Origin of the sequence: Amnibacterium setariae (genome assembly GCF_003581425.1) — a bacterium.
GTDB lineage: Bacteria > Actinomycetota > Actinomycetes > Actinomycetales > Microbacteriaceae > Amnibacterium > Amnibacterium setariae.
In genome coordinates this window covers 292,508-305,907 of sequence record NZ_QXTG01000002.1, presented here as the reverse complement: position 1 = coordinate 305,907, position 13,400 = coordinate 292,508, and the positions used below count along the sequence as shown (strand labels likewise).

General features: G+C 75.4%; 13 protein-coding genes. 6 read left to right on the top strand and 7 right to left on the bottom strand.

The features are described from left to right. The 3 genes from D1781_RS09445 to D1781_RS09435 all read left to right on the top strand — a co-directional run bounded on the left by D1781_RS09445 (position 1) and on the right by D1781_RS09435 (position 2,408). On the top strand, positions 1–927 hold the full coding sequence (locus D1781_RS09445; RefSeq protein WP_119482068.1) for an N-acetylglucosamine kinase: 927 nt from the start codon (positions 1–3) through the stop codon (positions 925–927). 108 nt (positions 928–1,035) lie between these two features. Continuing rightward, positions 1,036–2,004, top strand: coding sequence for a DMT family transporter (locus D1781_RS09440; protein WP_119483162.1), 969 nt, complete (start codon positions 1,036–1,038; stop codon positions 2,002–2,004). A 200-nt stretch (positions 2,005–2,204) separates the two neighbouring features. Then, complete coding sequence (locus D1781_RS09435; RefSeq protein ID WP_119482067.1) at positions 2,205–2,408, top strand: cold-shock protein; 204 nt, start codon at positions 2,205–2,207, stop codon at positions 2,406–2,408. A gap of 260 nt (positions 2,409–2,668) precedes the next feature. Here the strand turns inward: D1781_RS09435 and D1781_RS09430 are convergent, their stop codons facing one another. The 3 genes from D1781_RS09430 to D1781_RS09420 form a co-directional block, all read right to left on the bottom strand. After that, a complete protein-coding gene (locus D1781_RS09430; protein ID WP_119482066.1) occupies positions 2,669–3,775 on the bottom strand; it encodes an acyl-CoA desaturase in 1,107 nt (368 codons plus the stop codon). A gap of 77 nt (positions 3,776–3,852) precedes the next feature. Further along, entirely contained in the window at positions 3,853–4,518 is a 666-nt protein-coding gene (locus D1781_RS09425) for a response regulator (RefSeq protein WP_119482065.1), read from the bottom strand. Then, on the bottom strand, positions 4,515–5,777 hold the full coding sequence (locus tag D1781_RS09420; RefSeq protein ID WP_119482064.1) for a sensor histidine kinase: 1,263 nt from the start codon (positions 5,775–5,777) through the stop codon (positions 4,515–4,517). The genes D1781_RS09425 and D1781_RS09420 overlap by 4 nt, the downstream gene beginning before the upstream one ends. Before the next feature lie 67 nt (positions 5,778–5,844). On the opposite strand from D1781_RS09420, the gene D1781_RS09415 reads away from it, so the two are divergent. Next, positions 5,845–6,501 (top strand): TMEM175 family protein, encoded by a 657-nt coding sequence (locus D1781_RS09415; RefSeq protein WP_119482063.1) that lies wholly within the window; start codon positions 5,845–5,847, stop codon positions 6,499–6,501. Positions 6,502–6,535: 34 nt separating this feature from the next. Here the strand turns inward: D1781_RS09415 and D1781_RS09410 are convergent, their stop codons facing one another. From D1781_RS09410 to D1781_RS09395, 4 genes are all read right to left on the bottom strand, one after another. Continuing rightward, on the bottom strand, positions 6,536–7,354 hold the full coding sequence (locus D1781_RS09410) for an LLM class flavin-dependent oxidoreductase (protein ID WP_119482062.1): 819 nt from the start codon (positions 7,352–7,354) through the stop codon (positions 6,536–6,538). A 94-nt stretch (positions 7,355–7,448) separates the two neighbouring features. Next, positions 7,449–8,345: a DMT family transporter gene (locus D1781_RS09405; RefSeq protein WP_119482061.1), complete on the bottom strand. Its 897-nt coding sequence runs from the start codon at positions 8,343–8,345 to the stop codon at positions 7,449–7,451. Positions 8,346–8,466: 121 nt separating this feature from the next. After that, positions 8,467–8,685, bottom strand: a complete 219-nt coding sequence (locus D1781_RS09400; protein ID WP_119482060.1) for a hypothetical protein — start codon at positions 8,683–8,685, stop codon at positions 8,467–8,469. A 43-nt stretch (positions 8,686–8,728) separates the two neighbouring features. Then, a complete protein-coding gene (locus D1781_RS09395) occupies positions 8,729–9,733 on the bottom strand; it encodes an aldo/keto reductase (protein WP_233551405.1) in 1,005 nt (334 codons plus the stop codon). A gap of 132 nt (positions 9,734–9,865) precedes the next feature. Here D1781_RS09395 and D1781_RS09390 point away from each other — a divergent pair, with 132 nt between their 5' ends. After that, positions 9,866–12,556: an alpha/beta fold hydrolase gene (locus D1781_RS09390; protein ID WP_119482058.1), complete on the top strand. Its 2,691-nt coding sequence runs from the start codon at positions 9,866–9,868 to the stop codon at positions 12,554–12,556. Next, entirely contained in the window at positions 12,553–13,389 is an 837-nt protein-coding gene (locus D1781_RS09385) for an ABC transporter permease (protein ID WP_119482057.1), read from the top strand. Before D1781_RS09390 ends, D1781_RS09385 begins: the two co-directional genes overlap by 4 nt. The last annotated feature ends 11 nt before the right edge of the window (positions 13,390–13,400 follow it).

Here is a 13,400-nt window from a genome sequence, read left to right as displayed (position 1 = left end):
GTGCCCCGCTACCTCGGCGTCGACGGCGGGGGCACCAAGACCGCGTTCGTCCTCGTCGACGGGCGCGGGGAGGTCCTCGCGACCGCGACGGGGCCGAGCTGCTACTACTTCACCGCCGGCATCGACCTGGTCGAACGGGTCCTCCGCGAGGGCGTGGAGCAGCTGCTCGAGACCGCGGGGCTGACGACGGCGGACGTCGATCGCGCCTTCTTCGCCCTGCCCGCGTACGGCGAGGCGAGCGCAGACGTGCCCGAGCTCGACGCCGCTCCCGGTCGCGTGCTCGGTCACGGGCGCTACTCCTGCGGCAACGACATGATCGCCGGCTGGGCCGGGTCGCTCGCCGGCCGTGACGGGGTCAACGTCGTGGCGGGCACCGGGTCGATCGCCTACGGCGAGTGGCGGGGCCGCGGGCAGCGCGCCGGCGGCTGGGGCGAGGTCTTCGGCGACGAGGGCAGCGGCTACTGGACGGCGATCCGCGGGCTCAACGCGTACTCGCGGATGGTCGACGGCCGCCTGCCGCAGGGGCCGCTGCTCGCGGCGATGCGGGAGGCCGTGGGCGTCCGGTCGGACCTCGACGCGATCGGCGTCGTCATCGACGACTGGGCCGGCAAGCGGGACCGCGTGGCCGCGCTGTCGCGCGTCGTCACGGCGGCGGCCGCCGAGGGCGACGGGGCCGCGCAGGCGGTCGTCGAGGACGCCGGGCGCGAGCTCGCCGCGCTCGCCGGGTCGGTGCGGGCCGCGATCGGCGCCGAGGGGGAGCGGGTGCCGCTGTCCTACTCCGGAGGCATGTTCGAGGACGCGGGGGTGCGCGCCGCGTTCGCCGCCGCGCTCGGCGAGGGCTGGGACCTCCGCGAACCGGTGCACGGACCCGGCGTCGGCGCGGCGCTCTACGCCATGAAGCAGGCGGGGGCGCCGCTGCCCGACTGAACCGCGGCCCGACCTGCGCCGACCTCCGTGCCGACTGCGACGACGGCTGCCGACGAGGGACCCCTCCTCCCGCCCGGGAGGAGGGAGGAACGACGGATGGAGGTCACGATGACCACGGAACACGCGGTCGGATCGACGCGGAGCACGCGCCGGCGGTTCCCGAGCTGGACGGTCTTCGCCGCGCTGCTCGTGCTGTTCTGGGGCGTGTGGGGCGCCTTCTCGGCGGCCCCGACCACGCTCTACGGCTACCCGAGCTTCATGGTGTACGCGGTCTGGTCGGTGACGATGATCGTCCCGGCCGCCTTCATCCTGCGTCGGCAGGGGTTCCAGTGGAGCGGCCCCGGCGCGCTGTGGGGGATCGCCGCCGGCCTGACCGGCGCGGCGGGCCAGCTGGTGCTGTTCTACGACCTCACCATCGGCCCCGCCTACCTCGTCTTCCCGATCGTCTCCGTCTCGCCCGCGATCACGGTGCTGCTGGCGCTGGCGTTCCTGCGCGAGCGCCTCCGACCGCTCGGCGTCGTCGGCCTGGTCGCCGCGATGCTCGCGATCGTGTTCTTCAACCTGAGCAGCCAGGGCGGCCGGACCCAGGGCCCGTGGCTGCTGCTCGCCCTGTTCGTGATGATCGCGTGGGGCGCCCAGGCGTACTTCCTGCGGAAGGCCGCGACGATCGGCGTGAACGACGCGACGACGTTCACCTGGATGACGGTGAGCGCGCTCGTGCTCGCGCCGGTGGCGATCGTGCTCGCCGGCGGTCTGCACCTCGACGCCCCCTGGCAGGCGCCCGTGCTGACGTTCGGGACGCAGCTGCTGAACGCCGTCGGCGCCCTGTTCCTCGTGATGGCGCTCAGCCGCGGCAAGGCCTCCGTCGTCGCACCGGTCGCGAACGCCCTCGCGCCGGCGCTCACCGTCGTCGTGTCGCTCGTCGCCTACCTCACGCTGCCGACGCCGTTCGCGGCCGTCGCGATCGTGCTCGCGCTGGTGGGGTCCGCGTTGATGGTCCACTCCGACGAGAAGCGCGGCGAGGACGTGACGGCCGGCGCGGAGCAGCGGGCGAAGCCCGAGCACGAGCCCGCCTGACGCGCGCTTCCGGAGGGAAGTGCGGACGGATTTCCCCGGAGGCGTAGTCGCAGGGCCCGGGCTCCGCTACGGTGAACATGCAGTTGTGTTGTGGCAGGTGGCTTGACTCAGCCGACGGAAGTCGGCGGCTCGAACGCGTGGTTCAGCGTGGCGCCGATCCGGGACCTCCGGGTCGAACGATTCGAGAGAGACGAGTTCATATGGCTACCGGCACCGTGAAGTGGTTCAACGGCGACAAGGGCTTCGGCTTCATCGCCCCCGACGACGGAGGCGCCGACCTCTTCGCGCACTTCTCCGCCATCCAGGGCAAGGGTTTCCGCAACCTGGAGGAGAACCAGCGCGTCGAGTTCGACATCGCGCAGGGCGACCGCGGCCCGCAGGCCGCGAACATCCGCGCGGTCTGATCCTTCGGGATCAGGACGCCTCTGACTTCGTCCCACGAATTCAGAGAAGGGCCCGGGAGCTTCGGCTCCCGGGCCCTTCCGTGTTCATGGCCGCCCCCGCCGCCCCGATCGTCCCCGCTGGTCGAGGTGCGAGCGCAGCGATGGGCCCCACGGGCGGTGTTCCCGACCGAGGGACTCGAGACCACCGCCTGGCGACCGCCCCGCGCACGCGGAAGCGGGCCCGGGAGCCGAAGCTCCCGAGCCCGCAGATCCGACTCGCGTCAGGCCAGCCGCAGCGCCGCGGCGGCCGGGCAGTCGAACGGGTCGGCGTGCTTGATGCCGAGGCGGTGCACCGAGCGGATCACGTCCGCCATGGCCGGCACCAGCGGGCGCTCCAGGTAGGGGAGCCCGAGCTCCTGGCAGTAGTCGCGGATCATCGTGCGGGCGCGGCGGAGGTTGGCGCTCGGCAGGCTCGGGAACAGGTGGTGCTCGATCTGGTGGTTGAGCCCGCCCATCAGGAAGTCGACGACGGGTCCGCCCGTGATGTTGCGCGACGTCAGCACCTGGCGGCGCAGGTAGTCGACGCGCTGGTCGTGGCGGATCGTCGGCATGCCGATGTGGTTCGGCGCGAACGCGCCGCCCATCAGGAACCCGAAGGCGAGCAGCTGCACGGCGAGCGCGGTCAGGCCGATGACCGGGCCGGCGGACAGCACGAGCAGGGTCGGCAGGCCGAGCAGGCGCACCGCGATGAGGGCGAGCTCCGCCCGGCGGTGCGGCACGCCCTCGCGGGAGGTCAGCATCCGGACCGTCTTCACGTGCAGGTCGAGCCCGGTCAGCGTCAGCGCGGGAAGGAACAGCCACCCCTGGCGGCGCAGCAGCAGGCGGGCGATGCCGCGGCGGTCGGCCGCGTCCTCCTCCGTGAAGACGATGAGGTTCGGGTCGAGGTCCATGTCCTTGCCGACCGTGTTCGGGTTGCCGTGGTGGCGGGTGTGCTTCTGCATCCACCAGCCGTAGCCGAGCCCGACGACGAGGTTCGCGACGACGCGGGAGAACCACTCGTTGCGCTTGCCGGAGGCGAACACCTGGCGGTGGGCCCCGTCGTGCGCGAGGAAGCCGGCCTGGGCGAACACCGCGGCGAGGTAGACCGCCACGGCGAGCTGCCACCACGAGTGGCCGACGAGGACGACCGCGGCGAGCCCCGCGCCGAGCGCGACGGCGAGCAGGACGGTGCGGAGCAGGTAGGCCCCGGGGCGCCGCTCGAGCAGCCCGGCGGCCTTGATGCGGCGCGAGAGCTCGGTGTAGTCGCTCGCGTGGGCCGTCTGTCCCTCGCCGCGCGGCGTGCGCCGCGGACGGGTGGTGCGGAGGGGCGGGGGCGCGAGGGAGGTCACCTTCCGAACGGTACGGAGCGGCCGTCCGCGGCGAATCCCTCCGGCGGGCCCTTCTGCGACCCGTACCGGGGTACGGGTCAGTCGCCGGGGACGACGAGCCCGGACTCGTAGGCGACGACGACGGCCTGCGCCCGATCCCGGAGGCCGAGCTTCGTCAGCACGCGGCTGACGTGGCTCTTCACGGTCTGCTCGGCGATGAACAGCACGACGGCGATCTCGGCGTTGCTGCGGCCCTGGGCGATCTCGCGCAGCACCTCCCGTTCCCGCTCGGTGAGCACCTCGAGGTCGGAGTCGACGGCGCCGCGACCGGTCGGGCGGGCCGCGAACCGGGCGATGAGCCGGCGGGTGACGCTCGGGGCGAGCAGCGCGTCGCCGCGCGCGACCACGCGGACGGCCTCGACCAGGTCGTCGGGCAGGGCGTCCTTCAGCAGGAACCCGCTCGCGCCCGCGCGCAGCGCCTCGAGCACGTAGTCGTCCACGTCGAAGGTCGTGAGCACGACGACGCGGGGGAGCGGCTCGGCGCCGCTCGCGAGGATCGTCCTCGTCGCCTCGATGCCGTCGAGCACGGGCATCCGGATGTCCATCAGGACCACGTCGGGACGCGTCTCGGCCGCGATCCGCACCGCCTCGGCCCCGTCCGCGGCCTGGCCGACCACCTCCAGGTCCGGCTGCGCCCCGAGCAGCGCCGCGAAACCCGCGCGCACCATCGCCTGGTCGTCCGCGATCAGGACCCGGATGCTCATGCGCCCGCTCCGACCGCGCCCTGCACCGGGAGCACCACGCGCACGACGAACCCGCCGCTCGCCGTCGGGCCCGACTCGACCGACCCGCCGGCGCCGGCCGCCCGCTCGGCCATCCCGACCAGGCCGTGCCCCTGCGCGCCCGGGACCGGCACCGGCTCGGTCGGCACGGTGTTCTCCACGACCGCCTCGATCTCGCCGCCGCGGCGGCGCACCGTCACGCGCACCTGCGCGCCGGGCGCGTGCCGCAGCGCGTTGCTCACCGCCTCCTGCACGATCCGGAACGCGGTCAGCCCGGTGACGCCGCTGACCCCGGTGCTCCACATGCCGTCCGGCTCGTCGAGCACGACGTCGGAGCCGGAGGCGGCCGCCTGCGCGACGAGCTCGGCGAGGTCGCCGAGCCCGGGCTGCGGCCGGTGGTCGGCGCCGTCCTCCGCGCCGCGCAGGACCCGGAGCAGGCCCCGCATCTCGTCGAGCGCCTGCCGGGACTGCGCCGCGATGCGGTCGAACTCCTCGGCGGCCTCGTCGCCCACGTCTCGCCGGTAGCGCGCCGTCGACGCCTGCACCGTGATGAGGGAGAGCCCGTGGGCGACGACGTCGTGCAGCTCCCGCGCGATGCGCGTCCGCTCCTCGGCCACCACCCGCCGCTCCGACTCCTCGGCGGCGACCCGCTGCTCGTGGAGCAGCTGGGACCGCACGTGCCGCCACTGCGCGAGCAGGACCGCGACGACGATCAACGCGGCCGAGATGCTGGCGAACACGGCGACGTCGACGGAGGTCTCGTCGCCCGTCGCCGGCCGCAGCCACGCGGCGAGCGACGCGGACAGCACGACGGCGACGGTCCAGTGCAGCAGCGCGACGAGGAGCGGGGTGCGGGCCGCCACCGCGGCGAGCACGAGGCACTGGGTCACGATCAGGACGGGCGACCAGGGCCAGAGCATCGACGCCCCGTCGGCCGTGCGCCACTGCAGCACCAGCGCGGCCGCGATGGACAGGGGCGCCGCGACGTTGGGCGCCCGCACCGCGAGGGGCAGCGCACCGGCGTGGACGATCACGAGCACGAAGGCGAGCGGCAGCGGCAGCGAGGCGGCGGCGGTGAGCGGCGTCTCCACCAGCACCAGCACGACGGCCACGAGCAGCGCGGCGGTCGGCAGCGCCCGCTCGAGGCGGACCCGCCGGGCGCCGGAGACGACCGCACGCAGCGCGCGTCGCAGCCGCGATCGGGTCCGAGCGGGCGCGACGCCCGCGACAACGGCGGCCATGCCGCCCCCTTCCGCCGTCCTGGCGGTCGACGCGCTCAGCCTACGCGGCGCGGGCTAGCGTGGCGCCGTGCGGACCGGGCGGCTCGAGGCGTTCAGCGACGGCGTGATCGCGATCCTCATCACGATCATGGTGCTCGAGCTGCCGAAGCCCGGCGGCGCGGAGTGGTCGGACATCAGGGGCGACCTGCCGGTGCTGCTCGCGTACCTGCTGAGCTTCGTCTACCTCGGCATCTACTGGAACAACCACCACCACATGCTCCAGGCCGTGCGGCGCGTGACCGGCGGCGCGCTGTGGGCGAACCTGCACCTCCTCTTCTGGCTGTCGCTGGTGCCGTTCGTCACGGACTGGATCACGGAGGTGATCGACCGGAACGGCGAGCTGCGCCCGGCCGAGCAGGAGCCGCTCACGGTGCCGCTCGTCGCCTACGGGCTCGTGCTGCTCGCCGCCGGCATCGCCTACTTCATCCTGCAGACGACGCTGATCCGGGCGGAGGGGGAGTCGTCGGCGCTCGCGGCCGCGATCGGCCGCGACGTCAAGGGGAAGCTCTCCGCCCCGCTCTACCTGGTCGGCGTCCTGCTCAGCCTGGTGAACCCGGCCCTGGGCATCGGCGTCTACGTGCTCGTCGCCCTGATCTGGCTGGTGCCGGACCGCCGGGTCGAACGGCAGCTCGCGCACGACGCCGCGACGGCGCCTGGGACGAGCAGCGCCGACGAGCAGCGCTGACCGACGAACAACGCTGACTGACGAGCAGCGCTGACTACGGGCCCGCCTCGACCGCGCGCCGCACCGCGTCGGCGTCCAGCCCGTACGGCCCGAACCGGGTGAGCACCCAGGTCGCGCCCGCGGCGGCCCACGGCGCCGGGTCGACGTCCGGGCCGATGTCGACGACGAGGTCGTGGGCGTCGCGGTCGGCGCGCAGCGCCCTGAGCTGCCCCCGCACGTCCCCGACCGCCTCCGGCCCCGGGTAGCCGATCACGAACGCGCCGTCGTAGCGGGCCGCGCGGCGCAGGGGCGCCCGGTTGCCGTAGCGGCCGGCGATCCAGATCGGGATCGGGCGCTCGGGCGCGGGGAGGAAGCGGACGTCCTCCGCCCGGTAGTGCGGGCCGAGGTGCTCGACGAGGTGCCCCGAGAGCAGCCCGGTCAGCACGTCGAGCCCCTCGTCGAGCATCTCGCCGCGCACCTTCGCGTCGCCCTCGTCGCCGAACCGGCTCATCTCGCCGAGCCAGTCGTCGCCGATCCCGAAGCCGAGGACGAGGCGACCGCCGGACAGCAGGTCGAGGCTCGCCGCCTGCCGGGCGACCACGTGGGGGCGGCGACGGGGGAGCGGCGTCACCATCGGGCCGAAGCGGATGCGGCTCGTGGCGGCCGCGATCGCCGCGCAGCAGATCCACGGGTCCGCGATCGCGGCGACCGGCGGCGAGTACCGCACGTGGTCCCAGACGAACACGCCGTCCCAGCCGGCCTCCTCCGCGGTCCGCGCCAGCTCCGCGACGACACGGGGGTCGGCGAAGGCGTCGAAGGGCGGGAGGAACAGCCCGCGGCGGGCGCCCGCGGGCGAGCCGAGCACCGATGCCATCCCACCATCGTGGCCGGTCGGGGCCGTCCTCCACCATCCGGCGCCCGCGGTTCCGGGGGAGGCGTCGGCGCGCCCGTCGAGGCGCAGGGCCCGGTCAGCGGCCGCGCGCCTCCTGCCGGTCGACGGGCACGGGCGGGTTCCGCGCGAGGAGCACGACGCCGGCGATCGCGACCGCCACCGCCAGGGCGAAGGCGGGGAACGCCCAGACCGGCGCCCCCCGGGCCTGGTCGAGCAGCGCGATGCCGAGCGTCACGGCGACGAGCGGGTCCACCACCGTGAGCGCGGCCACGACGATGTCGGCGGACCCGGAGGCGTACGCGCGCTGCACCAGGGCGAGCCCCGCCGCGCCGGCGATGCCGGCGGCCACGAGGACCAGCAGGCTGAAGGGCGTGCTCGGACCGATGAGCGCGCCCTGCTGCACGGCGGCGGCGGAGCGGTCGAGCACGACCTTCATCAGAGTCACCACGAAGCCGAAGCAGGCGGCACCGGCGACCGCGAACGCGACGGCGGGCGCCCGCGTCCGGAGCGCGACCCAGCCGCCGAGCAGGACGAGCAGCACGACGCCGACGAGCACGAGGACGGGGATCACGACGGCCGGCGCGGGTGAGCTCGACCGCGTCGTGAGCGCCGCGACGACGACGAACGCGGCCGTGCCGACGATCGCGACGACCACGCCGGTGACGCCGCGGCGGCCGATGCGCGCGTGCGCAAGGCGCCGTTCGAGCAGCGCGGTCACGACCAGGGAGAGCACGCCGATCGGCTGGACCACCGGCAGCGGGGCGAGCAGCAGCCCCACGAGCTGCAGCAGGATCGCGAGCACCAGGAAGCCGGTGCCGAGCAGCCAGCCGCCGCTGCCGAAGAGGCGGAGCGCCTGCCGCAGGCCGTCGCGGTGCTCCGCGCGGTCGACGGAGCGGACGCCGCGACCCTGGAACTGCGCGCCGAGCGCGAGGAAGACGGCTCCGAGCAGCGCCGCCACGACGCCCCCGATCACCTGCGGAGGCTAGGCGCCCCGGATGCGAGCCCCCTCCGCGCCCGGGGGAAGCCCCTACTCGCCAGACCCGTCCCGCTGGTCGAGGTGCGAGCGAAGCGAGCCTCGAGACCGGCCCGAGCCCTCAGTCCAGGTCGCGCTCGAGGTCCTCCGCGCTCAGCCGCTCGCCGGGCTCGAACGCCCGGAACGCGCCCGCGTCCCGCGCCTCCTCGCCGGACTCCTCGTCCGCGGGGCCGGTCAGCACGTCGGGCTCCGAGTCGTCCTCGACGTCCTCGACCTCCTGCTCCGCGCGGTCGTCCTCCGGCTCGGGCGGGACGGGCAGGAACGGGTCGCTCATCGACATCCCGGGAGCCTCCGCCGCTCGGGTGACCGCGAGGTGAACGGGCTCAGAGCTCGCCCATCCGCGCGGTCCGCCAGAGGTCGACGCCGGCGTCGCCCTCGACGAGCCCGTCGATGCGGGCGAGCTCGTCCGCGGTGAGCGGCGGCGCCTGCAGCGCGCCGACGTTCTGCTCGAGCTGCTCGACCGACGACGCGCCGATGACGAGGCTGGTGACCCGCTCGTCGCGGAGCGCCCACGCCAGCGCGAGCTGCGCGAGCGTCTGCCCGCGGTCCTCGGCGATGCGGTTCAGGCCGCGCAGCCGCTCGATCAGCCCCTCGGTGAGCCAGGCCCGGTCGAACGACCCGCCCTGCGCGGCGCGGGAGCCCTCCGGCACGCCGTCCAGGTACTTCGACGTGAGCAGGCCCTGCGCGAGCGCGGTGAACCCGATGACGCCGAAGCCCTCCTCGGCGGCCGCGTCGAGCAGGCCGTCCGTCTCGATCCAGCGGTTCAGCATCGAGTAGGAGGGCTGGTGGATGAGCAGCGGGACGCCGCGCTCCCGCAGCAGCCGGGCCATGGTCCGCGAGTCGTCCGCGGTGTACGACGAGATTCCGACGTACAGCGCCTTGCCCTGCCGGACCGCGGTGGCGAGCGCCTCCGCGGTCTCCTCGAGCGGCGTCGTCGGGTCGTAGCGGTGCGAGTAGAAGAGGTCGACGTACTCGAGCCCGAGGCGCTCGAGGGACTGGTCGAGCGAGGCGAGCACGTACTTCCGGCCGCCGCCGCCCTGCCCGTACGGGCCGGGCCACATGTCCCACCCCGCCTTGCTCGAGACGACGAGCTCGTCGCGGTACCGCCGCAGGTCGGAGCCGAGCAGCCGGCCGACGGTGCGCTCCGCGGCGCCGTAGGGCGGGCCGTAGTTGTTGGCCAGGTCGAAGTGCGTGATCCCGAGGTCGAACGCGCGGAGGGCGATCTCGCGCTGCACGGCGTAGGGCCGGTCGTCGCCGAAGTTCTGCCAGAAGCCGAGCGACAGGACCGGGAGGTCGAGCCCCGACCGTCCGCTCCGGCGGTACCGCATCCCGCCGTCGTACCGATCCGCTGCTGCCTCGTGCACCCGGGTCCTCCTCGTCGTGAGTCGCTGCGAGCCTGCCGCATGCCGCGCCCTCGCGGCCTGGGAGGCGCGTTCAGGCCGGGCCGGGACCATCGGGCGATGCGGCGGGGACGGAGGGGGCTCGTCGCCGTCCTGCTCACCGCCGCGCTCGCCCTGGGCCCGGCCGTCGCGGCCGGTGCGGCGACGACCGAGCCGTCCGGGGCGCCGACGACGCGCGCGTTCTCCGTACCGGTCGCGGAGGCGCCGGGCTCGAGCAGCAGGATCCGCCTCGACGCCACGCTGTACACGCCCGCGGCGACCCCCGCGCCCGCGGTCCTGCTCGCGCACGGCTTCGGGCAGACGAAGGCCGACCTCGCGCCCGCGGCGGAGCGGCTGCGGCGCGAGGGCTACGTGGTGCTCGCCTACACCGCCCGCGGCTTCGGTCGGTCGGGCGGGCGCATCGGGCTCGACTCGCTCGACGGGGAGGTGCCCGACGCCCGGGCCATGGTCGACGTCCTCGCCCGCGACCCGGCGGTAGAGCGGCGGGGCGGCGACCCGGTCGTCGGCGTCGTCGGCGGCTCCTACGGCGGCGCCCTCGCGCTCATGCTCGGCGCGACCGACCCGCGCATCGACACGGTCGTCGCCGCGATCACCTGGAACGACCTCGCCGACGCGCTCGCGCCGCCTTCGGTCGGGCGGGTACCCGGCGGGGCCGGGGAGCCCCTCCGGGACTTCAAGGTCGGCTGGGCGTCCCGGCTCTTCGGCGCCGGGATCGCCGGCTCGACCGACGCCTGCGGCCGCTTCACGCCCGCGTTCTGCGACCTGTACCGGCGGCTCGTGACGGGCGGCACCGCGACGCCCGCCGACCTCGCGCTGCTCGAGCGGTCGTCCCCGGAGGCGGTGCTCGCGGGCATGCGCGCGCCGACCCTCCTGCTGCAGGGGGAGCAGGACCGCCTGTTCGGGCTCGACCAGGCCGACGCGAACGCGCGGCAGCTCCGCGCCGCCGGTGCGCCCGTGCAGGTGCGGTGGTTCGACGGCGGGCACGACGGCGGCGGCATCGCCGGGACCGACGGCGTGATCGACGACTGGCTGCGCGACCGCCTCCGGACCCGCGCACCGGTCTCGACGCTGTTCTCCTGGGCCGTCCCCGCCAGCGCGACGGCGTTCCGCGAGAAGCGGGTGGCGCCCGCCTACCCGGGTCTCGCGGGGACGGGCACGACCCGGATCCCGCTCGAGGGCGGCGTCCGGACCGTCGTGAACCCGCCGGGCGGCCAGCCGCAGTCCGTCACCGGCATCCCCGGCCTCAGCGCCTCGACCTCGGTCGGGCGCACCGCGGGCTCGCTGCTCGCGGCCGCGAACCCGCCGTCCGAGGCGGCGGCCTTCGCGTCCGCCCCGCTGACGGCGCCCGCCGTGCTGACCGGGTCGGCGCGGGTGCGGCTCCGCGTGACGCCGTCGGCCGCCGGGACCGCGGTGCTCTACGCGCAGCTCTCCGCGAGGACCGGGGACGAGGAGCTCCCGCTGCCCGGCGGCGTCGCCCCGATCCGGGTCGCGCTGCCCGAGGGCGGCGGCGACGTCGACGTCACCCTGCCCGCCACCTCCTGGAGCCTCGCGCCGGGCGACCGGCTCGTGCTCACCGTGCGCACGAGCGACAGCCAGCTCCTCGGCAGCACCGCGCCGGCGAGCGACCGCATCGCCGTCGCGTCGCCGATCGCCCTGCCGACCGTCGCGGTCGCGACGCGCGTCCGCAGCGCCGGTCTGCCGACGCCCGGCGTGCTGCTCGGCATCGCCGCCGCGCTCCTCGTCGCCGTGGTCCTGCTCGTGCTCGGGGCCGTGCTCGGGCGCCGTCGGCAGCGCCCGGCGCCGCCGGTGCCGCCGGTGCCGCCGGAGGCGGAGGCGGAGGGCCCGCCGCTCGAGATCGCCGGCCTCGTGAAGCGCTTCCGCGGCGGCTTCCTCGCCGTCGACGACGTCGGGTTCACCGCGCAGCGCGGGCAGGTGGTCGGCCTGCTGGGCGAGAACGGCGCCGGCAAGACGACCACCCTGCGGATGGTGGCCGGGCTGCTCCGGCCGGACGCCGGCACCGTGCGGGCGTTCGGCGCGCCGCTCGGGCCCGGATCGCCCGCGCTCGAGCGCATCGGGTGCTTCATCGAGGGGCCCGGCTTCCTGCCGCACCTCTCCGGGCGGCGCAACCTCGAGCTCTACTGGGCCGCGACCGGCAGGCCGCGGCGCGACGCCCGCTTCGACGAGGCCCTGGCGGTCGCGGACCTCGGGGGCGCCATCCGGAAGCCCGTCCGCGGGTACAGCCAGGGCATGCGGCAGCGGCTGGCGATCGCGCAGGCGATGCTCGGCCTGCCCGACCTGCTGATCCTCGACGAGCCGACGAACGGCCTCGACCCGCCGCAGATCACCGCGCTCCGCGGCGTGCTGCAGCGCTACGCGGCGGCCGGGCGGACCGTGGTCGTCTCCTCCCACCTCCTCGGCGAGGTCGAGCGCACCTGCAGCCACGTCGTCGTGATGTCGCACGGCCGGGTCGTCGCGGCCGGGCCGGTGGAGGCGATCGCGGGCGAGGCGACGGAGCTCGTGCTCACGGTGACCGACGTGCCCGCCGCGGTCGCGGCCGTGCGCGTCGCCGGGGTGGAGGCGGCGGACCCGTCCGGCACGGACGCGGTCCGGGTGCGACCCGGCGCCGTGCCCGTCCAGGACGTCGTCGCGGCGGTGGTCGCGGCCGGCGTCGGGGTGACCGGCGTGACGCGCGGCCGGCACCTCGAGGAGGCCTTCCTCGACCTCATCGGCGCGACGGAGCCGTCCGCATGAGCGCCCTGCGGCGCCCGACGCGCCTCCCGTTCCGCGTCGAGCTCGCGCGCCAGCTGAGCCAGTGGCGCGTGCGGATCGCGCTGATCGTGCTCGCCGTGCTGCCCGTCGTCGTGCGGATCGCCCTGCTCGTCGGCGGCCCGCCCGCGTCGTCCCGCTCCGGCACGACCGACCTCACCGCCCTCGCGCAGGTCAGCGGCGGCACCTTCGCGGCCTTCGTGCTCGTGCTGACCGGCGGGTTCCTGGCGACGCTCGTCGCGGCGCTGCTGTTCGGGGACCTGATCGCGGGGGAGGCGTCCCGGTCGACCCTGAAGTACCTGCTCACCGTGCCCGTGCCGCGCCTCCGCCTGCTCGCCGTGAAGGTGCAGGTGGCGACGGTTCTGCTCGTGGCCGGGCTGCTCGCGCTCACGCTCGTCGCGCTGCTGGTCGGCGTGCTCTCCTACGGGGCCGGCGGCATCCAGGTGCCCGGCGGGCCGCGGCTCGGCTTCGGCGACTCGGTGCTGCGGCTGCTCGCGGCGACGGGCGCCGCGATCGTCGGGCTGCTGTGGGCGGCGGCGCTCGGCACCCTGCTCACCGTCGTGTCGGACTCGCCCCTCGCGGCGGCCGGCGGCGTGGTGCTCGCGTCGATCCTGTCGCGCATCCTCGACCAGATCCCGGCGCTCGGCGACCTCCGCGTGGTGCTGCCGACGCACTGGTCGACCGCGTTCCGGTCCTTCCTCGAGGTCCCGGTCGACCTCGCGCCGCCGGCGGACGCGCTGCTGTCAGGCCTGCTCTGGGCGATCGTGCTCGGCGCCCTCGCGGCCTGGCGCTTCACCCGCAAGGACATCAGCGGCTGAGCCGCCCACCC